General features: G+C 57.9%; 22 protein-coding genes and 2 pseudogenes. 17 read left to right on the top strand and 7 right to left on the bottom strand.

Translation table 11 applies throughout. The features are described from left to right. Window positions 1–18: 18 nt before the first annotated feature. Window positions 19–126 carry an isopropylmalate isomerase gene (locus ALB80_RS22260; protein WP_157054256.1) on the bottom strand — a complete coding sequence of 36 codons (108 nt, stop codon included), beginning with the start codon at window positions 124–126 and terminating at the stop codon, window positions 19–21. A 229-nt stretch (window positions 127–355) separates the two neighbouring features. On the opposite strand from ALB80_RS22260, the gene rsfS reads away from it, so the two are divergent. The 3 genes from rsfS to ALB80_RS18650 are packed head-to-tail and all read left to right on the top strand — an operon-like array spanning window position 356 to window position 1,720. Next, complete coding sequence (gene rsfS / locus ALB80_RS18660) at window positions 356–718, top strand: ribosome silencing factor (RefSeq protein ID WP_050605604.1); 363 nt, start codon at window positions 356–358, stop codon at window positions 716–718. A 44-nt stretch (window positions 719–762) separates the two neighbouring features. After that, entirely contained in the window at window positions 763–1,233 is a 471-nt protein-coding gene (gene rlmH / locus ALB80_RS18655; RefSeq protein ID WP_050605603.1) for a 23S rRNA (pseudouridine(1915)-N(3))-methyltransferase RlmH, read from the top strand. A 1-nt stretch (window position 1,234) separates the two neighbouring features. Further along, on the top strand, window positions 1,235–1,720 hold the full coding sequence (locus ALB80_RS18650; protein ID WP_050605602.1) for a flavodoxin family protein: 486 nt from the start codon (window positions 1,235–1,237) through the stop codon (window positions 1,718–1,720). 3 nt (window positions 1,721–1,723) lie between these two features. Here ALB80_RS18650 and ALB80_RS18645 read toward each other — a convergent pair whose 3' ends face one another. Both ALB80_RS18645 and ALB80_RS18640 read right to left on the bottom strand, forming a co-directional pair. Beyond that, the gene (locus ALB80_RS18645; RefSeq protein ID WP_371256004.1) at window positions 1,724–2,101 is read right to left on the bottom strand and encodes a hypothetical protein; all 378 of its coding nucleotides are present in this window, start codon (window positions 2,099–2,101) and stop codon (window positions 1,724–1,726) included. Between the two features lie 5 nt (window positions 2,102–2,106). Further along, complete coding sequence (locus ALB80_RS18640) at window positions 2,107–2,817, bottom strand: DUF599 domain-containing protein (protein WP_050605601.1); 711 nt, start codon at window positions 2,815–2,817, stop codon at window positions 2,107–2,109. A gap of 81 nt (window positions 2,818–2,898) precedes the next feature. Between ALB80_RS18640 and ALB80_RS18635 the strand changes: the two genes are divergently transcribed. The 7 genes from ALB80_RS18635 (at window position 2,899) to ALB80_RS18605 (ending at window position 10,255) form a co-directional block, all read left to right on the top strand. After that, window positions 2,899–4,338 (top strand): FAD-linked oxidase C-terminal domain-containing protein, encoded by a 1,440-nt coding sequence (locus ALB80_RS18635; protein WP_050605600.1) that lies wholly within the window; start codon window positions 2,899–2,901, stop codon window positions 4,336–4,338. A gap of 63 nt (window positions 4,339–4,401) precedes the next feature. Further along, a complete protein-coding gene (locus tag ALB80_RS18630) occupies window positions 4,402–5,520 on the top strand; it encodes an FAD-binding protein (protein ID WP_050605599.1) in 1,119 nt (372 codons plus the stop codon). A 4-nt stretch (window positions 5,521–5,524) separates the two neighbouring features. Next, the gene (gene glcF, locus ALB80_RS18625) at window positions 5,525–6,838 is read left to right on the top strand and encodes a glycolate oxidase subunit GlcF (protein WP_050605598.1); all 1,314 of its coding nucleotides are present in this window, start codon (window positions 5,525–5,527) and stop codon (window positions 6,836–6,838) included. A gap of 119 nt (window positions 6,839–6,957) precedes the next feature. Further along, a complete protein-coding gene (locus tag ALB80_RS18620) occupies window positions 6,958–7,749 on the top strand; it encodes a serine protease (protein ID WP_253276923.1) in 792 nt (263 codons plus the stop codon). Further along, window positions 7,746–8,561 (top strand): serine protease, encoded by an 816-nt coding sequence (locus tag ALB80_RS18615; RefSeq protein ID WP_253276922.1) that lies wholly within the window; start codon window positions 7,746–7,748, stop codon window positions 8,559–8,561. The genes ALB80_RS18620 and ALB80_RS18615 overlap by 4 nt, the downstream gene beginning before the upstream one ends. Window positions 8,562–8,684: 123 nt before the next feature. Beyond that, window positions 8,685–9,152, top strand: a complete 468-nt coding sequence (locus tag ALB80_RS18610) for an Hsp20 family protein (RefSeq protein WP_050605597.1) — start codon at window positions 8,685–8,687, stop codon at window positions 9,150–9,152. A 176-nt stretch (window positions 9,153–9,328) separates the two neighbouring features. Further along, window positions 9,329–10,255, top strand: a complete 927-nt coding sequence (locus ALB80_RS18605; protein ID WP_050605596.1) for a DMT family transporter — start codon at window positions 9,329–9,331, stop codon at window positions 10,253–10,255. Between the two features lie 80 nt (window positions 10,256–10,335). On the opposite strand, the gene ALB80_RS18600 is transcribed toward ALB80_RS18605, so the two are convergent. Together ALB80_RS18600 and ALB80_RS18595 are read right to left on the bottom strand one after the other, a co-directional pair. Next, window positions 10,336–12,519 (bottom strand): esterase-like activity of phytase family protein, encoded by a 2,184-nt coding sequence (locus ALB80_RS18600; RefSeq protein WP_050605595.1) that lies wholly within the window; start codon window positions 12,517–12,519, stop codon window positions 10,336–10,338. 128 nt (window positions 12,520–12,647) lie between these two features. Beyond that, complete coding sequence (locus ALB80_RS18595; protein WP_050605594.1) at window positions 12,648–14,123, bottom strand: NAD-dependent succinate-semialdehyde dehydrogenase; 1,476 nt, start codon at window positions 14,121–14,123, stop codon at window positions 12,648–12,650. Window positions 14,124–14,360: 237 nt separating this feature from the next. Between ALB80_RS18595 and ALB80_RS18590 the strand changes: the two genes are divergently transcribed. From ALB80_RS18590 to ALB80_RS18555, 7 genes are all read left to right on the top strand, one after another. Further along, the gene (locus ALB80_RS18590; protein WP_050605593.1) at window positions 14,361–15,440 is read left to right on the top strand and encodes a hypothetical protein; all 1,080 of its coding nucleotides are present in this window, start codon (window positions 14,361–14,363) and stop codon (window positions 15,438–15,440) included. Window positions 15,441–15,718: 278 nt separating this feature from the next. Then, window positions 15,719–16,837, top strand: coding sequence for a hypothetical protein (locus tag ALB80_RS18580; protein ID WP_050605634.1), 1,119 nt, complete (start codon window positions 15,719–15,721; stop codon window positions 16,835–16,837). Between the two features lie 57 nt (window positions 16,838–16,894). Beyond that, window positions 16,895–18,826: an ATP-binding protein gene (locus ALB80_RS18575; protein ID WP_050605591.1), complete on the top strand. Its 1,932-nt coding sequence runs from the start codon at window positions 16,895–16,897 to the stop codon at window positions 18,824–18,826. After that, the gene (locus tag ALB80_RS18570) at window positions 18,826–19,254 is read left to right on the top strand and encodes a hypothetical protein (RefSeq protein WP_050605590.1); all 429 of its coding nucleotides are present in this window, start codon (window positions 18,826–18,828) and stop codon (window positions 19,252–19,254) included. Before ALB80_RS18575 ends, ALB80_RS18570 begins: the two co-directional genes overlap by 1 nt. After that, window positions 19,251–20,588 (top strand): DUF6638 family protein, encoded by a 1,338-nt coding sequence (locus ALB80_RS18565; protein ID WP_050605589.1) that lies wholly within the window; start codon window positions 19,251–19,253, stop codon window positions 20,586–20,588. Before ALB80_RS18570 ends, ALB80_RS18565 begins: the two co-directional genes overlap by 4 nt. 1 nt (window position 20,589) lies before the next feature. Continuing rightward, window positions 20,590–20,856 (top strand): hypothetical protein, encoded by a 267-nt coding sequence (locus ALB80_RS18560; protein WP_050605588.1) that lies wholly within the window; start codon window positions 20,590–20,592, stop codon window positions 20,854–20,856. A gap of 10 nt (window positions 20,857–20,866) precedes the next feature. Continuing rightward, window positions 20,867–21,511 (top strand): DUF1523 family protein, encoded by a 645-nt coding sequence (locus ALB80_RS18555; RefSeq protein WP_050605587.1) that lies wholly within the window; start codon window positions 20,867–20,869, stop codon window positions 21,509–21,511. Window positions 21,512–21,559: 48 nt separating this feature from the next. Here ALB80_RS18555 and ALB80_RS18550 read toward each other — a convergent pair. Continuing rightward, a pseudogene (locus tag ALB80_RS18550) lies at window positions 21,560–22,441 on the bottom strand (flagellar basal body P-ring protein FlgI); the annotation flags it as partial. Beyond that, window positions 22,416–22,967: pseudogene (locus ALB80_RS21970) on the bottom strand (FHIPEP family type III secretion protein); the annotation flags it as partial. The pseudogenes ALB80_RS21970 and ALB80_RS18550, both read right to left, overlap by 26 nt. Window positions 22,968–22,975 lie beyond the last annotated feature (8 nt).

The raw sequence follows: 22,975 nt of genomic DNA, 5'->3' as shown, positions 1-22,975 counted from the left end.
ATTGGCTGGCGAGTTGGCTTAGGCCGCGGCTAGGCGGGCCAGAACCGTGCGGGCGGCCCCAAAGAACCGTTCGCGCAGGCGCGTGCGGTCTTGCAGGTCGATATTCGGGGCCGTATGAGGTCTCATAAGCGGTCAGATATAGATACTGACCGAGTCTATCAAGGTCTTGCGTACCCCTGCAGATGCCGCCAAGGCACATTCCTGCGAGGGGCCGGGGGGCCTTCATTGAAATGTCGTGGGGTGCTTGTTACCTTATTAGTACCCCGGCGCCGGGGTTTCACGGCGCGCAACAAAGGAGGACTATGTCCTGTCTCTACATACACAGGCGGGTTTACCCGCCGATGACGGGGCCAAAATGATGGCCCACTCTCAGTCAATCAGCGACAAGCTGCTTGAGCGTATCCTTTCCTCACTTTCCGATGACAAGGCCGAAGACGTCGTGCAGATCAATCTGCAGGGTAAGTCTTCTGTTGCGGATCACATGGTGATTGCCTCGGGTCGGTCGACCCGTCAGGTCTCGGCCATGGCGGAAAAGCTGACGGATCGCATCAAGCAGGAATTCGGTTTCACCTCGAAGGTCGAAGGCAAAGATGCCGGCGACTGGGTGCTGATCGATACGGGCGACGTGATCGTCCATATCTTCCGCCCCGAAGTGCGTGAATTCTATCAGCTGGAAAAGATGTGGCTGCCTCAGGGCGGTAGCGCCTCGGCGAACTGAGGCGCCATCCCGGCCTGTATTAAGGGGCCGGAGGCGAGAGAGATATGCGTATCAGCATAGTTGCGGTCGGGCGATTGCGTGCCGGACCGGAGAAGTCCCTGCTTGACGACTACATGACCCGATTTGACCGGACCGGCCGTGCGTTGGGTCTTGGTCCCGCGCGTGTAGTCGAAGTCGAAGACAAGAAAAACGCTGGCATGGGGGCAGAGGCTGCCCTGCTGCGCAAGGCGGTGCCCAAAGGTGCTGTGATCTGCACCTTGGATGAGCGGGGGCGGGTCATGTCCTCACCCGAATTTGCCAAAAAGCTGGGTGGATGGCGCGATGCTGGGCGGCAAGATCTGGCGATGATCATCGGCGGAGCGGACGGAATAGACCCTAATCTGAGGGCTGAGGCCGATTTTTCCATTTCATTCGGGTCGATGGTCTGGCCCCATATGCTTGTCCGTGTGATGTTGGCCGAGCAACTTTATCGGGCCGCGACCATCCTGTCGGGTGGCCCTTATCACCGGGTCTGACATGGCGCAGCTTCTGATCGTTTACCATTCGCGCACCGGCGGAGCCCGGCAAATGGCCGAAGCAGCGGCGGAGGCCGGACGAGGCGAGGCAGACGTTGTTCTAAAAACCGCTGATCAGGCCGGGCCTGATGATCTGCTAGAAGCCGACGGCTATCTTTTCTGCGCGCCCGAGAATCTGGCCGCGATTTCGGGTCTGATGAAGGAGTTTTTCGACCGCAGTTACTATCCGGTTCTGGGGAAAATCGAAGGTCGTCCATATGCGCAACTGGTCTGCGCGGGATCAGATGGCGCAAACGCCGCGCGCCAAACCGCCCGCATTGCAACCGGCTGGCGGTTGAAAGAGGTGCAACCACCGCTGATCCTCTGCACCCATGCACAAACGCCCGAGGCGATTCTGGCCGAAAAATCTATTCCCGAAGATCAGCTTGAGAAATGCCGCGAGATTGGAGCCGCGATGGCGGCGGGCTTGAGCCTTGGGGTGTTCTGACGCTCAGTTCAGGTCGACCACTGTTGTGTCTTCGCCCCAGCCACCGACATTGTCACGCGCCTGAATCTGCACCTGAGCCATACCTTCGGGTATCTCCACACCGCTCAGCGAGCGGGTGAACGGCTGCTCATCCACATGTGGGTGATGCAGGACACGCATCCCCAACTCGTTTCCATTCATGTCCAAAACACGCCAGCCATCGGCGTAATCATCCCATCCGATGTCCGGGTGCCGAATCGTGACATCGAAGCGCCATGTATCGCCACTTCGACTGGCCGCGACTTTCTCGATAGTCGGCGGGTCGGCAAGGGCGGGGCTGGCCAGGAAGGCGCTGAGAATCACATATCGCATGGCGCGAATGTACGGGGTATGGCGGTGCATCGGGATCACGTCTCTGTGTTGGGATTTTGAGACATCAGGATTGTTCGGGACTGCGAGGCAAATTCGCGCCGATACAAGACCCCGAACGTGGTCACGGTGCCCAACATCAGAGCGATTGGCCCAAGGAACCATGCCAACGAGGCCAGCGCAAAATAGGTGGCGCGGAGACCGCGGTTAAAGCTGCGCGCTGCTGTAACACAAATCTCGGCCGATTGAGCGGCGCGTGGGTACGCTTGCGGGTCTTCCGCATCGTTTGGGACCGATGCCATCAACACGGCACAATACCCAAACAGGCGATGCGCCCAGACATATTTCAAGAATGCGTTGGCCAACAAGAGAACGACGACTAGTATCTTGATCTCCCACACCATGGCAGGCGCGCTTCCGATGGCGAGGTCACTGGCCACCCCTGCCAGTCGCTCGGTATTGCCCAACAGGGCCAGCCCACCGCCGATCGCAATCATTGTGGTGGACGCGAAGAACGTACTGCCCTGGCGCATTGCGGCCACAACCTGCGCGTCGAACATGCGCGGTTGGCGCGTCACCATCTCGCGCATCCAATCGCGGCGGTAGTTGTCCATCATCTGAGAGACAGAACGCTTCTGCGGCGACGGATGTTCGATCTTCCACCCGATCCACAGCCACGCGCCCAGCAGTACGGCGAGGGAGGTGTAGTCCAGAGGGGAAAACAATGCGGCACGTTCGATCCAGGTCATAAGCGTGACACTAAGACCGAACGGAAGAACTTGCCAGATTTTGAAATTGGTAATATTATTTTACCAAAAGGAGGCGCCGCCATGGAAATGCCAAAGCCAAGCCCGCAGGTTCTGAGCCGAAAATCGGAGATTATTGCGCGCCTGTCGCGTGTCCTGCACGAGAGTGCCATCATTGAGGACCCGGTTGAGACCCGAGCCTATGAGTGTGATGCGCTGACAGCCTATAAGTGCCCGCCGATGCTGGCCGTGTTGCCGTCCAATACAAAAGAAGTCTCGGATGTTCTGCGCATCTGCCATGAAGAAGGGGTGCCGGTTGTCCCACGTGGCGCGGGCACCTCGCTGGCGGGCGGGGCCTTGCCCACTGCGGATTGCGTCATTCTGGGCGTGGCGCGGATGAATGAGGTGCTGGAGGTCGATTATGACAACCGCTTCATCAAGGTGCAGACCGGACGGACCAATCTGAGCGTTACGGGCGCCGTCGAGGAAGAGGACTTCTTTTATGCGCCCGATCCGTCCTCGCAATTGGCTTGCGCCATTGCCGGGAATATCGCGATGAATTCGGGTGGTGCGCATTGTCTGAAATACGGAGTGACCACGAACAACCTGCTGGGTGTGACCATGGTGATGATGGACGGCAGTGTTGTCGAAATCGGCGGTGCGCATCTGGATGCCCCCGGTCTGGACCTGCTGGGCGTTATTTGCGGGTCAGAAGGGCAGTTGGGTGTCGTGACAGAGGCCACGCTGCGTATTCTGCGCAAACCCGAAGGGGCACGGCCGGTTCTGATGGGCTTCGATGACAATGAAGTGGCGGGCCAATGTGTCTCTGACATTATCAAATCTGGCATTTTACCGGTTGCGATCGAGTTCATGGATACCTTGTGCATCAAAGCCTGTGAGAATTTTGCGAAGGCCGGATATCCCGATTGCCATGCTCTGCTGATCGTCGAAGTTGAAGGATCAGAGGCCGAGATTGATCATCAGCTTTCGAAGATTGTCGAGATCGCCATGCGTCACAATCCCGTTGAGCTGCGCGAAAGCCAGTCTGCCGAAGAAAGCGCTAAAATCTGGCTGGGTCGGAAATCGGCTTTTGGCGCAATGGGGCAGATGAACGACTATATGTGTCTGGATGGGACGATTCCGGTGTCCTCTTTGCCCGAAGTCTTGCGTCGCATCGGTGAGATGAGTGAAGAATTTGGACTGCCGGTGGGGAATGTGTTTCACGCTGGCGACGGCAACATGCATCCCTTGATATTGTTTGATGCCAACAAACCCGGCGATTTGGAGAAATGCGAGGCGTTTGGGGCCGAGATCCTGAAGCTGTGCGTGGATGTGGGCGGATGTCTGACGGGCGAACATGGCGTCGGTATCGAAAAGCGGGATCTGATGTCACATCAATATGCGCCAGCCGATCTTGAGGCGCAGATGGCGGTTAAGGATGTATTTGATCCCCAGTGGCTGTTGAACCCCGCAAAGGTGTTCCCTCTGGACGTATCCGAGGCGCGGCGCATTGCGGCGGAATAAAGGGGCTGTGCCTCAATCGCGCAGGCGCGATTTCTCCGGAGTTTTTTTGAAAAGATGAAGCAAATGAGACCTGAGACGGAAGCCGAGTTGGCGGAACTGGTGGCCGGGTTGAAAGAGCCGGTGCGGATAGCTGGGGGTGGAACACGCGGTGTGACCGGGCCGGACACTGAACTGAACGTGTCGGGGTTGAGCGGTATCACCCTTTATGAGCCCGGAGCCCTGACACTTGTGGCCAAGGCAGGTACGCCGCTTGCTGAGATCGAGGCCGCGCTGGATGCGGAAGGGCAACAACTGGCGTTTGAGCCTATGGATCATCGCGCGTTGCTGGGAACTTCGGGTGATCCGACCATCGGCGGTGTAGTCGCTGCAAATGTTTCAGGGCCGCGCAGGATTCAGGCCGGAGCGTGCCGGGACTTTCTGTTGGGCGTGCGCTTTGTCGATGGGCGCGGTCAGGTGGTCAAGAACGGTGGGCGGGTGATGAAGAACGTCACCGGTTATGATCTGGTGAAATTGATGGCTGGGTCCTGGGGCACGTTGGGAGTATTGACCGAGGTTTCATTGAAAGTGCTGCCCAAGCCAGAGGCCGTTGCGACGCTTGTTTGGGAAGATCGCGGGTGGACCGCGACGTCCAAGCTGTTTTGTGACGCATTATGCTCGCCGTTCGAAGTCAATGGCGCGGCGCGGTTGCCCGAGTGTGGCGGCAAGCCTTCTCGGACGGTGCTGCGGATCGAAGGGTTTGAGCAATCTGTCAAGTATCGCGTCGGCAAGTTGCTGGAGCTTTTCGCGGAAATGAAGCCGGACCAGGTTGTCACCGATCCGGTCGAAAATGCTGGAATTTGGCGCGAAGTGCGCGACATCGAGCCTTTTGCCGACAAGCCGGGCAATGTCTGGAAGACCTCGGTCAAGCCGACGGACATGGTCCGTGTGGCCAGCGACAATAATCCGAACAGGGTGGTCGGTTGGGGTGGCGGTCTGATCTGGACTTTGGCGCCCGAAGGCGAGGATTTGCGAGCCGCTCTCTGTGATGTTCAGGGGCATTCAACGCTGGTACGGGCGGCCCCGGAAGAAATGCAAACACTGGGGCGGTTCCAGCCGGAAAACGCCGCTCTTTTGGCTCTAACACAGGGGATAAGGGCGAGGTTTGACCCTCGCTCCGTATTCAATCCGGGACTGATGGGGTAGGGCGATGCAAACAACATTCACAGAAAAACAGCTGCAGGACCCGGCAATCCAGCGCTCGAATGAGATTCTGCGCAGTTGTGTGCATTGCGGGTTCTGTACTGCGACATGCCCGACCTATCAGGTGTTGGGGGATGAGTTGGATAGCCCGCGCGGCCGTATCTACCTGATCAAGGACATGCTGGAAAACGAACGCGTACCGGATCAAAAGACGGTCAAGCATATCGATCGCTGCCTGTCCTGTCTGGCCTGCATGACCACCTGTCCATCGGGTGTGCATTACATGCACCTGGTCGATCACGCGCGAGAGTACGTCGAGTCGAATTACAAACGCCCCTTGGCGGACCGTGTACTGCGTTGGGCTCTGGCGCAGATCCTGCCCTATCCGATGCGGTTTCGCTGGGCCCTGATCGGTGCCAAGCTGGGCCGTCCGTTTCGGTTTCTGATGCCTGATGCCCGGTTGCGGGCGATGTTGGATATGGCCCCAAAGTACATCCCGCCGGTCAGCCGCAACGATGACCCGCAGAGTTTTTCGGCCAAGGGAGATCGGAAAAAGCGCGTGGCGCTGATGACGGGCTGTGCGCAAAAGGCTTTGAATACCGATATCAATGATGCCACGATCCGATTGCTGACCCGTCTTGGATGCGAGGTTGTGGTGGCCGAAGGCGCTGGGTGTTGCGGAGCTTTGACGCACCATATGGGTAAAAGTCGTGAAAGCCACGCGGCCGCCGCAGCCAATATCAAGGCGTGGACGCGCGAAATGGACGGCGATGGTCTGGATGCCATCGTCATCAATACGTCGGGCTGTGGTACGACAGTCAAAGACTATGGACATATGTTCCGGAACGATCCTCTGGCCAAAGGTGCTGAGCGTGTCTCGGGTATTGCCATGGATATCAGTGAGTTGGTCATGCAGCTGGACTTGCCTGATGGTCGCGACCAAAACCTTACGGTTGCCTATCATGCGGCCTGTTCCCTGCAACACGGGCAGAAGATCAAGACCTATCCCAAGGACTTGCTGAAACGGGCCGGGTTCAAAGTTGTCGAGCCTGCCGACAGCCATCTGTGCTGCGGCAGCGCAGGCACGTACAACCTGATGCAGCCCGAGATTTCTGGCCAGCTGAAGCAGCGCAAGGTCAAAACGCTGGAGGTGAAGAAGCCGGACCTCATTGCTGCAGGAAACATTGGATGCATGATGCAGATCGGGTCGGGCACGCAGATCCCGGTTTTGCATACAGTTGAATTGCTGGACTGGGCGACTGGTGGGCCAAAGCCGCCGTCGATGCAACAATCAAGGGACGCTGTACCGATCTTGAAGTAATTCGCGTTGGTGCCCACGCGCATCACTTGCCTTGGAATTTCTCGCAGCCGCTGATTGCCCTATTTTCGCCCAACGCAACCCGTAGGACAAATAGGCCAGAGTGAATCCCGGAGAACCGTGTGCGTAACTGGATCAAGGCGATTGTGCTCTGTGTCTTGCCGATGGCGGCCACAGCGCAGGATACCGGGCTGAAAAGTCTGGACACTTCGGATTCTGGTCGCGAATGGATGGCCGTGGGTCGGCTGGATATAGCGGGCAAAGGGTTTTGCACCGGAACGCTTGTGTCGCCAACATTGGTGCTCACAGCGGCACATTGCCTGTTCGACAAAGTTTCAGGGCAACGGATCAATCCGGAAGATATCGAGTTTCTGGCAGGTTGGCGTTTGGGGCGTGCCCTGGCCTATCGGACAGCGCGGCAAGCCGTGATCCATCCCGACTATCAATTCAGCTCTGCCTCAACAACCGACAGGGTGAGCGCGGATGTGGCCCTGATCGAGCTGTGGCAACCCATCAGAAACACCGCCGTCATTCCATTCGAGTCAGGGGATCAACCCCGCAGGGGCGCAGAAGTTGGCGTGGTGTCTTATGCGCATGACCGGTCCGAGGCACCATCGCTGCAACAGGTCTGTTCCGTGATGAACCGACAAAGAGGTGTCATGGTCATGTCGTGTGACGTTGATTTCGGCTCGTCCGGGGCGCCGGTTTTTTCCTTTGAGGGCCCGCGCCCTCAGATCGTGTCTGTTGTGGCGGCCAAGGCCAGTCTGGACGGCGAGAATGTAGCAATTGGCACTGCCGTTGAGCACTCTTTGCAAGTGCTGCGTGATGAACTGTCTGCGGGGCGTGGATTCGGATTGTCATCGCCCAGCTCAGGGTCTGGGAAAAACGTCGGCGCGAGGTTCATTCGGCCGTGATCAGAGCCTTCCTCAGTCTCATTTTGGGTTTAAGCGTTCTGGCCACCATGTCCCATGCGCAAGCCAACAAGCGCAAGCTGACGGACCGGGATGACCTTTATGGCTGGGAAGCGATTGGGCGGCTGGATATGGGAGACGGGTCGTTTTGTACCGGTACGTTGATTTCGCAAGACATGGTTCTGACAGCAGCGCATTGCGCCGTGGATCAGCGAACCGGAACCGCATTTTCCCCCGAAGACGTTACTTTTCGCGCCGGACTCAGCAACGGTAATGCCCTGGCCGAGCGTCAAGTTACACAGATTGCAATTCACCCCAACTACGGCTCTAATACGCCGCTTTCGCACGATAGTGTTCGGATAGACGTTGCCCTGTTGCGCCTTGGTGAGCCTATTCCCTATTCCATCGCAGACCCCTTTGCGCTGCACAGCGGGCGTGTACTGGGAAGTGAGGTCAGCATCGCCTCTTATGGTCGTGGGCGGTCCGAGGCGATCACGCGGGAACGCTCGTGCCGGATTGTCGATCGTCAACTGGGGCTGATCCTGTTTGATTGCGATGTCACTTTCGGATCGTCCGGGTCCGCCGTTCTGGCGAAGAACGGATCGCGCTGGCAGATCCTGTCCGTTGTTTCGGCGGTTGGTACAGATGGCAGCCATAAAGTCGGCTTTGGCATGGAGCTTGACGGGATCGTCACCGAGCTCAAGGGCATCATGCGGCGTGACGCACCACAACCCAAGGCGTCGATCCGGCGGTTGCAAGTCGGTTCCGGCAAGTCTGGGTCAGGGGCGAAATTCATCAGCTCTGGCGGGGGTTGAACTCGATCAAATCGCTACCCATGTGATATGTATCGGATCGCCACAACGGGGTCCGGTACCTGTAATCGCCCGTCCAGTCGGAGGGCACTTATCGTAAATCGCTCAAGGATGAGGATACGACACATGCGTACATTTGACTTTGCACCGCTGCACCGCGCAACTATCGGTTTTGACCAGATCGCTGACATGATGGACCGCGTTCTGACCAACGATGTGGCTCAGCCCAGCTATCCCCCGTACAACATCGAAAAAACCGACGCCGACACCTACCGTATTTCGGTCGCTGTCGCCGGTTTTTCGGAAGATGACCTGTCCGTCGAAGTGAAGGAAAACTCGCTTGTCGTGGCTGGCAAGAAAGCCACCGACGGCAAGGACCGCAGCTTTCTGCATCGTGGCATTGCCACCCGCGCGTTCGAGCGTCGTTTTGCGCTGGCAGACCACGTCCGCGTCACTGGCGCAAGCCATGAGAACGGTATGCTGAATATCGACTTGAAGCGCGAAGTTCCCGAGGCCCTGAAACCGCGCCGGATCGAGATTTCCTCGTCCAAAGCCATCGAGAAGGATGTGGTGGACGCCAAGGCTGTAAACTAACACGGCTGAGAATCCTGCGACAGTCTCCTCCTCCCAGACTGTCGCAACACACGTCCCGCGTTCCTCCAGACGCGGGGCGTTGTTTTTTGGATTGTGCCTGTCGGCAATAGAAACCCATATTCTCCGCTTGCTGAATCTCTGCTTCATTTCTTCGGGACCCGTGCTAGCACTTGTGCATGGCAGCGACGTCGACACAGACCAAACCGGCTATTCCTTATGCACTTGCGGTCTTTGGTGTTCTATTTGCATCAATTTGCTTTGGGCTGGTTCCCTATTTTAGCAGGGGACTGACCGAGCAAGGCGTCGCACCCTATGCCGTCGCATTCTATCGCTACGTCGTATCGGCGATCTTGCTGCTGCCTGTTCTTGTCATTCACCGCAAAGCGTGGCGCGAGATTTGTTGGGGTCTTGCGGTGGGCGTGGTGATGGGGCTTGGGTGGATAGGCTACGTGACCGCGTTGGAAACGTTGCCCGCCTCGACGGTCGGCGTCCTTTACATGACATATCCGGTTTTCACGTTGGTCACGGCCTGGGTTTTGTTCTCGGATACACCCACCCGGCGTGCACTGTTCGCCTCGGGCCTTATCGTGGTGGCCGCAATCATAGCTGGCTCGCCCGCATCTGTTCCGCTCGAGCACATTCCGACGCTTCTGATTTCGCTGGCAGCCCCACTTGGTTTCGGTTTCGGCATATCTGTTTTGGTGCACAGGCTGTCCCGCATCGCGCCACTTGCACGCATTGCCTCGGTTTCTTTGGGATCGGTACTTGGGCTTTTGCCTTTGATGTTGAGTGCGGACGTTTCCAGTCTACTCCCCAAAGGGCAGTCCGATTGGATGTTGATCATCGGAATTGGGTTGATCACTGCGCTGGTGCCGCAGCTGATTTACACGATCTGTTCGCCGCTGATCGGTGCATCTCAAACCGCAGTCGTAGGAAGCATTGAATTGCCCACGATGTTTGCCGTCGGGTTCTTTGCGTTTGGAGAGGTTATTACAACATCCCAGGCCGTGGCCTGCGCTTTGGTTTTGGGGGCTATCGCGACCACCAGAAGTCGGACGACGCGCACCGTGACCACTGTAATCTCAGAAGAACCAAAGAAGTAATCGTGCGCCTATTCGAAGCTGTAAAAGAAAAGACCCCGCGAAGTTTTCTCGCGGGGCCAATAATGCGCTGGGATTGAAAATCAGTTCCCAGCCGTGACCGACCCGATCGACCAGAACATCGTCTCGCCCGAGGCATCATCGACGCCGTCATTGTCGGTCATCACAAACGCCTCGCCCGAGGGCAGGATGGCCAGACCTTCGATCTTGTCCAGAACGTAGCCACCGGTTGAGGTCAGGTCGGGCAGCAGGTCGCGCACCTCTTGTTTGCTGACCACAGGCAACTCGCCTCCAAGTGGGGCCGGGGTCATTTCGGACAGCGGAATGCGGTAGATCTTTTTGGTCACGGCGCGGTGGTCGTGCTGATTGTCGCGTTCGATGACGTAGACATGGTCACCAAAAGCCACGATTTCCGACAGACCAACCCAGCCTTTTTCCGGATCAGCTTTTGGATAGTGCACGGCACCCCATTCCCTGGTGTCCAGATTGTAGGCAACGAGTTTCACGTGGTTGTCCGGATCGTCCTTCCATTCGCGCTGAACTGCCATCCACAGGGTGTCGCCAACCCTGGTGATGCCCTCAAAGCCAAAGCGCTTCTCGACGGCCATCAGTTCCGGCGGCAGGCCGATCTCGCCCTTACGGTCCTTGATCTTGCCTTCGGCTGAGACGTGGTAGATCGCGTGCGGGATCACCCGGTCGGTACGACCTTCGGAAGCAACATAGAAACCACCCTCACCGTCCAGTGTGATGCCTTCCAGATCCAACTTCTGCGCCGGGTTGCCGTCCTGACGGTGAATGCGGATCACGTCCACGATGCGGGCCGGGGTCTGACCGGGGTCGATCTTGAAGATCGAGGGCTGGAAACCGTAGAAGCTGTCATTGACCGCATAGATCATGCCGTCTTCATCCGCGACCAAGCCGGACAGAGCCCCCCATCCGATCAGCTCATCCGCGCCTGCGGACGTCAGATGCGGATAGTTGGCTGGGGCCTCCTGGTATTCAAAAATCGAAACATGCGCACGCGGACCGCCATCTTCGATCAGGTCTTTTTCGTTGGCCGACACCAGCAGGTTACGCTCTGGGATCGCAACATAGCCTTCCGGGCCAACGCCCGAAGGCAACAGTTGCTTTAGTGCTGGGTTGGCCGGGTCGGTGGCATCGTAGACACCAATGACCGAGGCGCGTTCGGCCCCGACAAAGATCATGGGCGTGCCGCCAAAGGTTGCTGCGGTCACGCTTTCGGGCTCGATCCCTTTGCTGTCCGAGCGTTTGTCGGGGTAGTGGCCGATCTGGATTATGGCTTTCTCGGACTCGGTGCCATTTTCATACACAACGGTGCCGTCCTTGTGGAAGATCGTCCAACCGCGCGAACCACCCTCATAGTCGCCTTCGTTGGCGGTGGCGAAATGATTGTCGTCGATCCACTTCACGGCATCAGGCTCGCGCAGGCGGCCCGGCTGGCTTTCGGTAAAGATCAGCGCGCCGCGCTCGTCGGTGGCGTCGATACCTTCAAGATCAACTGCACCTGCCGAGAAATGGCTGACCACGTTGCCGTCTTTGTCGACCACCGCGATGTGGTTATTTTCCTGCAAGGTGATGACGGTCTCGCCAAGGGCGTTGATGTCAACAAACTCGGGCTCGGGGTCCGTCGGCGCAACCTCGGCCAAACCGGTCAGCGGGGCCATCTTCATGCCCGCGCACTCCAGCGCGCCGTCTTTTAGCGGTACCAACGCCAGGGACCCGGCCGGTAGCTGCGGGATGATGCCGTCGTTCAGGTCTTCGTCGCGCTCGTTTTCGATCGCCACGGCGACAAAGCTGCCGTCGGGGGCGATGGCGACGCTGTCGGGCTGACCGCCCAGATCACAGGCACCGGTTTCCGCTTTGCCCGCGATATCGACCGAGATCAGCTTGCCGGACGGAGTGGTATAGCTTTCCGACGTGTTGACGCCCACAAAAGCTGTCGCACCGACGATTCCAACCGAGGTTGGCTCGCCGCCCACTTCCATCGCACCCAGCGGGGCCGGGTTTGCGGGGTCGGTGATGTCGACCATGCCGATCACGCCCAGTGGGCTGTCGGTGTAGACCAGCGTCATCCCATCCGCAGTTGCCGCGATGATCTCGGGCGAGGTTTCACGTTCGGTGTCGGCCCCCTCGGCCATGTTCTTGACGACTGGAAAAGACGCAATTCGGTTGAAGTTCATCTCTGCCACGGCCTGACCGGTGGTCAGGGCAAGGGCAGATGTCAGGCAGGCAAAACGCAAAGACATCGTCGGGTATCCCCTCTCAGTTGGATGAGAGGGGGATGAACGCCGGTCATTGCAGGGATGTGACGGTTTGTTTGCAGTTTTGTGACAAACCAAACGGCCCCGACGCGATGCACCGGGGTCTTGTCAGATTAAATCGACAGGCAGACGTATTTCATTTCCAGATAGTCTTCCATGCCGTGGTGGCTGCCTTCGCGGCCCAAGCCGGATTGCTTGACACCGCCGAACGGGCCAAGCTCGGTCGAGATGATGCCTGTGTTCACGCCCACGATGCCATATTCCAGCGCCTCGGCCACTTTGTAGACGCGGCTCAGGTCGTTGGCATAGAAATAGGCGGCCAGGCCAAAGATCGTATCGTTGGCCATGGCGATCACATCATCCACATCCTCGAATTTGAACAGCGGGGCCAGCGGGCCAAAGGTTTCCTCCTGCGCGACTTTCATATCCTGCGTGACGCCTGTGACGATGGTCGGCTGGAAGAAAGTGCCGCCCAGATCGTGGGGCAAGCCACCGGTCAAAACTTGACCACCCTTTGCGGTCGCATCCGCAATGTGGTCCTGAACCTTGACAACCGCCTTGTCGTTGATCAACGGGCCGGTCGTGGTGCCGTCTGAAAGGCCATCGCCAACCGACAGCGCCTCGGTCGCGGCTTTCAGCTTTGCTGCGAAGGCGTCATACACACCAGCCTGAACGTAGATACGGTTTGCGCAGACGCAGGTCTGCCCGTTGTTGCGGAACTTGCACATCATCGCGCCTTCGACAGCGGCATCCAGATCGGCGTCGTCGAACACGATGAACGGAGCATTGCCGCCCAGCTCCATCGAGCATTTCATCACCTGATCCGCCGCCTGCCGCAGAAGGATGCGGCCCACCTGAGTCGAGCCGGTGAAGGTCAGCTTGCGCACTCCGGGATTTTCGCAGAATTCTTTACCGATCTCACTGGCGTTCAGTGAGGGCAGAACGTTGAATACCCCCGCAGGAATGCCCGCACGGTCGGCGAGTACAGCCAGCGCAAGTGCGGACAACGGCGTTTCTTCGGACGGGCGGGCCACAAACGCGCACCCGGCAGCCAGTGCAGGGGCCGCTTTGCGAGTGATCATCGCAGTTGGGAAGTTCCACGGAGTGATCGAGGCCGCCACGCCGATCGGCTGTTTCAGCACCATGATCCGTTTGTCGCGTTGATGGCCGGGAATGGTTTCACCGTATACGCGTTTTGCTTCTTCGCCGAAGAACTCGATAAACGATGCGCCATAGCCGATTTCGCCAATCGCTTCGGCCAGCGGCTTGCCCTGCTCGGCCGTCAGAATCTTGCCCAGATCCTCGGCGTTTTCCATCATCAGATCGAACCAGCGCCGCAGGATCACGGCACGTTCCTTGCCGGTTAGCTTCGCCCATTCCTTTTGCGCGGCCTCAGCTTGCGCGATGGCTCCGGCGACCTGGGCCCGGCTGAGGTCTGCCACTTCGGTCAGAACATCGCCGCGCGCTGGGTTTGTGACTGGGAAACCGCCATTTTCGCCATCGACCCATTGGCCACCGATATAGGCTTTGGTCGCCAACAACGCAGGGTCTTTCAGCAGCGATTTCAGGTCGGTTGGGGTGTCCAGCATGGGTCAATCTCCGGCAGGAATGGGGTTGGGCGTACTCAATCAGGTGGGATTGTCCTTGTCTATGTCCACTATAGGCACGGGATCAATCCAGATTTGATCAAAAACAGGTGCTGATCCGATCTATCTTTTTTGCATCGAGTTTGCGAAAGTTCGGGTGATTTTCGAGCCCGAAGGGATGTAAATTGTCGTAACATTCCCTATCTTATTGGGTAATAGAAGAAAAAAGGGATAGAGCCGATGTCGAACCAGCAATTTGAGGCGCTGATCAAAGAAACGCAAACCAAGGTGCGCGAAAGCCAGTCGCAAATCGAAGGGCTGACTTCGCGAATTGAGGCCGCCCGCGCCAAGATCGGCACCGCCGAGGCAGACATCGACATCGAAAATGCCACGCTTGAGGATGTGCACGCCCATACCGAGGTGATGAACGCCAACATTGCCGAGCTGATCATGGGTCTGGATGATGTCACCAACGCGTTTTCCAAGGATTTCGACGAGATGCGCTCGAAAACCGGCTGGGAATCGTTCGTCGGCATCTTCTCACGCGGGAAATCGGAATCCATGCGGCAAGAGCGGATGCGCACTGCCAATATCGACGACAAGCTACAGGACCTGATCGCCAAATCCGACGTGATCGTGCAATTGCTGCAAGGGCAACTGTCGGTGCTGGAAGAACAGCGGGTGAAGGTTGAAGATAACTTAACCGTCACGCTGGATGATCGCGAAGCGACCGTGGCCGAATTGGAGGCATTGCGCGCCGAGATTCAGGGCATGGACCCGGCGATCATAACGCTGGAAAACAAGATCTCCGTCGAACAGGACGCCGCCGCACGCACCCAGCTGGAGACCGAACTGGCCGAGCTGAACAAGCAATACAACGCCAAGGTTCAGGAAGAGCAGGTCAAGCTGGCCAAATCGCAGACGCTGGAGCGCTATATCGAAAAGGGCAAGACCTGGGTCGATTCACTGCAGAACCAGGCGGCGACGCAGATGGTGCTGATCAACAAGCTGCAGACAGACACGCAACAGCGCGTGGTGCTGTATGACGCCCTGACCAAATCGCTGAAAACCGCGCAGCAGCAGGACGTGGCCCACCGCATCAACGAGATCGGCGTTCAGACGGACCAGGAGGCACAAACCGCGATGGCTGCCATCGGCACCGCGACCAACCAGAAGATGGCCGACATGCTCGAGGCGCATGAGGACCACATGGTCTTTGCCCGCGACGTGCTGGAGAAGAAGGCCAAGGCAGATGAGCGCTTTGCCCGTCGGTTCGCCTCGATTGTCGAGAAGCATGATAAGAATTTGTATGGGGGTTAAACCCTGATGGTTCGACCGAGTAGGGTTAGCTCGATAGTTAAACTCTTGGCTTCGTTCTTGGGGCTTGGTGCCATCGGAGTGGTGCTCTGTGTGGGATCATGCGTGATCGCAATAAGAGCTTTTGGTTCGGACGCGTTGATTACCGAAATCGTCATAATCTCGGCCAGCTTGGCGTTCATCGCCTATGGTTTTTGGCTGTTCATTTGGTTCCACAGAAAGGGAAACGAGCTAGATCGTGAATACCGCCCTTGGGCCTACAACAAGTTTGGTCACCCGAAATGACTAACCCCACCCAGGACCATGTCGGCCTGACCGACACCTTCGCCTCGCGCCGGTATTTCCGCAAGTTCGAGGTGATCACTGTCCACCTTCTGCGCGTGGCCGCGACGATGGAGGCTGAGGGCGCGATCTCGAAGCAAGAGGTGCGGATCGTGTCGCGTTACCTCTCGGGGCTGCTCTACACTTTCCGCGCGCTGTCTATGAAATATCTGCTGGTCGGGCGCGATACGGGGCGGTTTTTTGGCAGCCTCGCCATGGACAAGCGCGATAGTGGCTTTCCGGTGGCGACTGAGCTGCTGACCATGGCCAATGACGCGCAACAGGCGCAGGTGCATCTGACGAATATGCCGTCCGAGGACGATCTGAAAACCGATATGGTGCGCACCATCATTGGCGACCGGGAAATCCCCACCAAGCTGCAATTCGCGCTGTCCCAAAGGCTCTATTACGAGGAATTGTTGAAAGGTCAGCTGTTCTGGGCCCGCAACGATCCTGAATGCCACTGGATCGGGAACGAAGGCGAACGGCGCAAGTTCATGCTCCACTGGGCGGTCTATGACAGCCAGATCAATCTGCCGGTCATCTACCTGATGCAGTTGGAAGACAGCGGCAAAACAGCCCTGCCCAAGGACCAGCGTCGCTGGCCCGAAGTGCAGGCGCATCTGATGGCGCAGTCCTTGGGCGGATTAAAGCTGGTGACCATCGCCAAAGGCTTCGATCAGGATTTCGACGACCTGCACCCCAAACATATGCGCCGCATTCATGTGGGGCCGATGTATTCTTCGGCCTTTACCGAGCAATCTGGCCCTTTGCGGCAGGTGTTGGAGGACGCCCAATCTCCGCAAGGTCAGGATTGGGCGCTGGCCTGGACGACCGAAGAACTGCAAAGCGAAGAGGTGATTGAAGAACGCGCAGGGTGGTTTTCCACCGTCGAGCGCGAGGTTTTCGCACTGGACCCGTTCGGCGGGCAGGGGGCCGAGACCGGGGCCACTCGCACCCAGCGGTCGATCATCCTGCCGCAACGTCCGTTCCAGGTGCTGGCCGAACGCAACCCGCCGGGGTTTGCTGATGTGCGCAAGTTCGTCGTCAGCAAGGCCGGGCAAGTGTTGAGATATTGAGTTTCACGCCTCCGGCGGGAGTATTTTTAAAAAGATGAAGCAAGAGCGGTTTATGAAATGAGTTTGACGCCAGATCAGATGGAATTGCGCGAAGACGATATTCGCAAGCATTATCCGGCAGCGACTGCCCTGCTGAACGGGTTCGAGCATGCGCCACGGATTGCCAAGGCTGTTGAAGCCACCGATGAACGCTCTCCGGGCGTATCAACCGGGCGACGGTTTCGGTCAACAACGCCGGGTCTGGTGACACGTCGAACCGTACGTGCCGATGGGGTGCATCTGGTCGAACGGATCGAGGCTTCGGATGATGGCGATGCGCTGGTTTCGCCGCCGCAGGCCACCACGCAGCAGGCCATTCGCCGGGCTATCGCTATCGCCTTGGCGGTTGCTGAGACCTACGCGGAGCAGACCTCGTTGGCTGATCTCAAGCGCGCGAATTTGGCCGGGAACCTGCCTGCGGCGCGCAAGACCGAATTCTCGGAACTTCTGACGGCGGAGGCTTTGATCACCTCGCACACATTCGGCAATGCGCTGGCCTATCTGATGTCTTCGCATCTGGGCGAAACCACTGTTGATGTTGGCGAAATCGAAGAGGTTCTGACCGACAATGGCCAACTCGCCCTGCACGGTGCGTTGTGGGAGCTGGACCAGACGCTGGCCAAACACGCGCCAGACGACGCGCATCTGATCGCGGCCACCAGCGCCTATGCTGAACAGCTGATGGACAAGGCCACCCTGCGCGCCCAATCTGCAGGGCATCTGGCCCCGTTCCAGAACGCCGCCTGGCATATCGAGGCGGATGATCTGACGATCCGGGGGTTCGAACCGGCCTCCAAAGCCAAATCCACCACCCTGACCATGACGTTCAAGAAACCGAACGAGGTGGTCGGCAACCATATTGCCAAATATCAGGCGATGAAGCTGGCCAAGATGGTGATGGCCTATGACTTCGACCGCCGCCTGAACCCGTTTGCCGAGCTTGGCGGGTTCATCTTTACCTTCATGGGCGACGGCAAACCGGGCACCGGCAAGACCACCCTGATCCAGATGATGGCCGGGCTGATCAACGACTATTGCCAGAACGCGGGCTATCCGTTCCGCTATCAGAACCTGAGCACCGACAATATCGATAGCTATCAGGGCAAATCCGGCCAGAACGCCAAGGCCTTTATCAACACGATCATCGACCCCTCGGTCATCGGCTTTGGCACAATCGACGACATCGACCAACTGGCAGGCAAACGCGGCGACCGGCAGTCCTCGGCCGGGCAGCTGGAAATTACCGCCGTGCTGATGGAGAGCTTTGCGGGCGCCAACACCGTCGTGCGCGGCAACTGCACCTTTGGCATGTTCTCGAACTACCCCGAGAATGTGGACGACGCCCTGCGCCAGCGGGCGGGCGCACGGTTCCTGGTCGACGGGCCGCAGACGCGCGAGGATTACATCGACATCCTGCACCTGCTGATGGGTCGCAACCACGACATCCCGCTGGGCGAGCACGAAGCCTATGCCGCGCAGGAGATCAAAAAGGCCGTCGCCGCCAGTTTCGAAAGCCATTCCCGCCCGCATGAAGAGGCTCTATTGCAGGTCTATGACCGGGTCTCCGGCGATATCGGCCAGATGGATACGATTGCCAAGATGGGCACCTACCTCAAGGCGATCCAGCAGGCGGATGAGCGGTTCACCGGTCGCGCGATCAAAAACATCACCGACGCGGTCAAGGTCCGCGCGATGGATTTCGAACTGCCCGACGAGTGGATGGAAAACCCCGACCTGTTCCTGTTCCGCGACTACGACACCAAGAAAGCCATGATCGAAGACCTGCGCCAGCCGATCACGGTGGACATGGTGATGCAAGAGATCAACCGCTACGCCGACAGCGAGTTCCGCTATGCCGACAAGAGCGACGAGGTCGCCATCGAAAACGCCGTCCGCGAGATGGGCCGGATGGAAGAAGCCAAGCGGCGGTATTTGGAGGGGAAGGGGTAGTGGACGATGTGCTCTTAGAAGTAGGTTATTTTCCCGTTGCCGCGATAGCCAGCTTTTTCACAGGTTGGTTCGCAGTTGAAGGAAGAGTGCCTTTTATTGTAGCGCTTCTTTGTGCACCGCTTGTAGGTATGGCGCTCGTGCCTAGCGTGGCTATAGAGGTCTATGGGCTGCTGTCAGTTGGTAGATTTGGTGCTGGGGCCATATTCCTTCTTACAGGAACTGTGATTGTAGTCTTGGCCTTTCCATGGATTCTTGTGATTGGCCCGATGATATCGGCGTCAATCTGTTGTCTAGGCTATTATACCCGTCACGATCTTTTTCCGATGGATACAGAAGCAAAGGAAACCGCAAAGCGCATACGCCGTCAACGCAGGCAAATGGCTAATTTGAATAAAACAGGCTCTATTCGAAGGAACAGAAAAAGTTGATCCGCCTCATCGAAAAAGGCCTGATGTTCGGCAATCTCGTCCACATCTCCAGCCCGGCTCTGGTCGAGCGGTATAACCGCGCGCTGCAGCATCTGGCGGGCAAGACCACGGCGCTCACGGATTTCCATGTCGATATCTCGGGTTATTCGCCCGAGGTGGGGATTGAGCTGGAGGATGAGCTTTACCTCAATCCCAACGGCGTGAACCGGCAGTTCATCCTGCTGACGACCGAGCAGAAACGCGCACCGTTGCTGAACGTCAAATTCTCAACCTCGCGCGACATTCTGCGCGAATTCATCGAGATAAACGAGGCGCAGCTTTTTGCCCTGACCGCCACCGATGCGGTGGCCGGAGAGCTGGTGAACTCGGTCATCAAACTCAGCACCCCGCGCGATCTGCTGAACCTGCGCAAGATCGAGATTGAGGCCGACACAGCAGGCGGCACCCTGCGCAAGGCACAGCAACTGGCTGGCATGGTTGAACGGTTCAAAACCGAGGAAGACGCGTGGTTCGACGACGTACTGATCGCCAGGATGATCGAAACGGCCAAGGAAACCGGCGACGTCACCCGAAACCCCGTCCGCCTGCGCCATACTGCGTTCGAGCAGCGCAATTTCTGGACGGCGCATTTCGGCGGGCTCTACTTGTTCCCGGACATGGACCACCCGGCGGCGATCTGCATGGGTGACAAGCCTGACGACTTGCCGATCAAATACACCTTTGACCCGTTACAGCGGAACCAGATTGCCAAGTTTCTGGGCTATAACGATCTGGTCGAACCCATCGTCAAAGCGCGCGGTGTGGATGCTGCAGCGATCCTGCAGCAGAAGATGGATTTCCTGACTGTTGACGCGGCTGCGGATGCAGATGTCGATCTGACAGGGTTGGATCGCAGTGACATGCGGCGCTTGGCGCGCAATCACTCGGATCGCCTGCCCGAAGCCTATCATGGGCTCGCGCAACTGTTGCGCTGGGCGAGCGATGGGGGGCCGTGGCCGCGTATCACCTCGGACCATCCGGCCTATTTCTATACATTACGCGCCGCCGATACGCCGAACCGCGATCTGGTGAACATGCTGTTGTCTGAATTGGCCCCGCTGGACCCGCGCCAGATGTTTATCTGCCATAAAGAGCTATTCTACCGCACCTACTCGGGCTGGCCCGAGAGCAAGAAGGCTTATGTTGCCGACTTCCTTGCACGCGAGTATCAGGTGGACAAGCAAGGAGCCCGCGCCGCGCTGTTCGGGCATGAGCCGGATATGAGCGGCGATGACCGGGTCAGCGATGACCTAATCGCTCGGGTCGGTCCATGGGGTTCGATGAGGAAAGGCTGATATGTTCGGATTGTTGCGCCTGTTGCTAATCATGCTGGTGATCCAGACGATTGCCTATGCGGCGCTTTCCTTCTACTCGCGCGGCATTCGGCGGCGCAAACTGGAGGACTGGTGGGACGAAAAGGGCAAAACGGGCAACAAGGAAGCCTTTGTCGAACGCGGATTGCATGTGTATGACAATTCGTTCCGGCGCAAACTGATCCTGGGTGTCTATATTGTGCCGTGGGTGGCGATTGGCGCGCTGATCTACATTGTGAATTACATGTGAGGATTAAGGCATGGCCTATGTGAAATGGGCGTTCATTATCATTTTCTGGGGCACGATTGCAGCGGTCCTGCAATACTCATTGCCGCAGCATGACATTGTCCGCATCGTCAACACGTATGAAGAACGGCAGGACCTGAACGACTGGACTCGGATTTTCTGGTCCGAGTCTCAGGACCAATCCGCAAGCCTGGCCAACCGGGACGTGCAGTTCATTCAGGCCGTTCGTGACAACGGTAAGCCTATCGTTTATCGAAACGAGGATACCGGCTGGGGCTGGCCGCCCTATTTCAAATTCGATACAGCGAACCTGTATACCGAAGCCAATGATGCCAAGTCGACCAAGGAGAATCCGAAATGGGTGGTCGTCACCCATTACGGCTGGCGCAACGAGTTTCTGTCGATTTTTCCAAACGCCATCTTCATCAAACATGTGGATGGGCCGGATGCGCGAGTTATCCCTTGGTTCAACATCATCTTCCTGACGATATTCGCAGCGGTGGTCTGGGCGATATGGGTGCGTTGGCGCAGGTTCCGACAAGCTCGGATCGATCCGATGATCGAAAACGTGGAAGACGGATTGTATGCGGCGGGCGACGCAATTGAAGAACGCCGCAACAGGTTTCGGCGCTGGCTGGACAGCTGGAAGTCGAAATAAAGTGCAGGGGGCGTGCAATCAGCACGCCCTTATAGCTTGAACTGCTTGTCACCTGACTATGAACTCTGCGTGCAACGCGCCCGCTGCCTTTATGGTTTTCAAAATGTCGATCATGTCCTGAGGCGACACGCCCAGCGCATTCAAACCTGCAACCACTTCGGACAGCGTCGTGGCCTCGGGGATTTCGGCAAGACCGGTGCCTTCTTCCTCTTCGATTCCAGCGATGGTGCGGGGCACAACTACTGTTTCACCCCTGGCAAACGGGTTGGGTTGCACGGCAATCGGTGCCTCTTGCACTGTCAAAGTCAGATTGCCCTGAGAGACTGCCACACGCGAAATTCGAACCTCTTGCCCCATGACAATCGTGCCGGACCGCTGATCGACGACCACACGCGCTTTTGATTCAGGTTCGACCAGTATGTTTTCAATGCGCCCGATGGCATGGGCCGTTGAAACCGCCTGTGTTGCGGCGACGTTAAGCTCAACCGTTCCCGAATCCCGCATGATGGCCACTGCCCTGTTGAACTCGGTGTTGATTGCGGTTTCGATCCGTGCAGCTGTGGTGAAATCGGGTTCTCTCAGTGCGAGACGCATCTGGGTCAGGGTCGACAGGTCAAAGTCAATTTCACGCTCGACTCGTGCACCAGAGGGGATGACGCCCGACGTCGGCACGCCTCTCACCACCGAAGCGGCTGCGCCCTCGGCAGAAACGCCACCTGCCAGGATTGTGCCTTGCGCAACTGCATAGATTTGACCGTCGGCTGCGTTCAGAGGGGTCATGATCAGCGTTCCCCCCAACAGGCTGCTGGAATCGCCGATGGCCGAAACCGTCACATCGATCTGACCGCCCACTCTTGCAAAAGGCGGGAGGCTGGCAGTGACCAAAACCGCGGCCACGTTTTTCGGTCGAAAGTCTTCGCCGTTCACGTCGTTCCTTGGCTTGCTGGTGGTCGATGGCCCCGGCGGACATGTCGCTGTCGATGGCAAGCTGTTTGCCCGGCATCCCGTCCAGCGCGAAACGCGCGCCGACCTCAGCCATCCGGGCCGCGCCTTTGGTGATGACCATGAAGTTCACAATCAACAGAACACCAAACACCACAAGGCCCAGAAAAATACTGCCGCCCATGACGAAATTGGCGAACCCTTCAATGACATCGCCTGCTGCGTTTGGGCCGGTATGCCCTTGTCCGATGATCAGTTTTGTCGAAGACACGTTCAGCGACAGCCGCAACATAAGAGATGCCAGCAGGATCGTCGGGAAGGACGAGAAATCCAGTGGGCGTTCGATGAACAGGGTTAGTGTGAAAATCAAGATGGCCAGAGCAAAGGAGGTGGCCAGACCCACGTCCAACACCCAGGCGGGCATGGGCAGGATCATCATGACGATGACTGTCATCAGCGCCAGAGCCAGCAGGACAGTTGGCGAAAACAGGGACCGGATGTCGATCTGGGGCACCTAACGCT

Origin of the sequence: Ruegeria sp. 6PALISEP08, assembly GCF_001238295.1 — a bacterium.
Taxonomy (GTDB): Bacteria; Pseudomonadota; Alphaproteobacteria; order Rhodobacterales; family Rhodobacteraceae; genus Ruegeria.
Note: the sequence above shows the minus strand (reverse complement) of the source record. Positions and strands in the feature narration are given on the sequence as shown.

Bases quoted from the DNA above. Each gene is read 5' to 3' on its own strand.
- ALB80_RS18630 (WP_050605599.1), top strand. From the start codon at position 4,402: ATGAGACCTGAGACGGAAGCCGAGTTGGCGGAACTGGTGGCCGGGTTG.
- ALB80_RS18610 (WP_050605597.1), top strand. From the start codon at position 8,685: ATGCGTACATTTGACTTTGCACCGCTGCACCGCGCAACTATCGGTTTT.
- ALB80_RS18575 (WP_050605591.1), top strand. From the start codon at position 16,895: ATGAGTTTGACGCCAGATCAGATGGAATTGCGCGAAGACGATATTCGC.
- ALB80_RS18645 (WP_371256004.1), bottom strand. From the start codon at position 2,101: ATGCACCGCCATACCCCGTACATTCGCGCCATGCGATATGTGATTCTC.
- rlmH (WP_050605603.1), top strand. From the start codon at position 763: ATGCGTATCAGCATAGTTGCGGTCGGGCGATTGCGTGCCGGACCGGAG.
- ALB80_RS18605 (WP_050605596.1), top strand. From the start codon at position 9,329: ATGGCAGCGACGTCGACACAGACCAAACCGGCTATTCCTTATGCACTT.
- ALB80_RS18580 (WP_050605634.1), top strand. From the start codon at position 15,719: ATGACTAACCCCACCCAGGACCATGTCGGCCTGACCGACACCTTCGCC.
- ALB80_RS18560 (WP_050605588.1), top strand. From the start codon at position 20,590: ATGTTCGGATTGTTGCGCCTGTTGCTAATCATGCTGGTGATCCAGACG.
- ALB80_RS18635 (WP_050605600.1), top strand. From the start codon at position 2,899: ATGGAAATGCCAAAGCCAAGCCCGCAGGTTCTGAGCCGAAAATCGGAG.
- rsfS (WP_050605604.1), top strand. From the start codon at position 356: ATGATGGCCCACTCTCAGTCAATCAGCGACAAGCTGCTTGAGCGTATC.
- ALB80_RS18595 (WP_050605594.1), bottom strand. From the start codon at position 14,123: ATGCTGGACACCCCAACCGACCTGAAATCGCTGCTGAAAGACCCTGCG.
- ALB80_RS18590 (WP_050605593.1), top strand. From the start codon at position 14,361: ATGTCGAACCAGCAATTTGAGGCGCTGATCAAAGAAACGCAAACCAAG.
- ALB80_RS22260 (WP_157054256.1), bottom strand. From the start codon at position 126: ATGAGACCTCATACGGCCCCGAATATCGACCTGCAAGACCGCACGCGC.
- glcF (WP_050605598.1), top strand. From the start codon at position 5,525: ATGCAAACAACATTCACAGAAAAACAGCTGCAGGACCCGGCAATCCAG.
- ALB80_RS18555 (WP_050605587.1), top strand. From the start codon at position 20,867: ATGGCCTATGTGAAATGGGCGTTCATTATCATTTTCTGGGGCACGATT.
- ALB80_RS18650 (WP_050605602.1), top strand. From the start codon at position 1,235: ATGGCGCAGCTTCTGATCGTTTACCATTCGCGCACCGGCGGAGCCCGG.
- ALB80_RS18600 (WP_050605595.1), bottom strand. From the start codon at position 12,519: ATGTCTTTGCGTTTTGCCTGCCTGACATCTGCCCTTGCCCTGACCACC.
- ALB80_RS18640 (WP_050605601.1), bottom strand. From the start codon at position 2,817: ATGACCTGGATCGAACGTGCCGCATTGTTTTCCCCTCTGGACTACACC.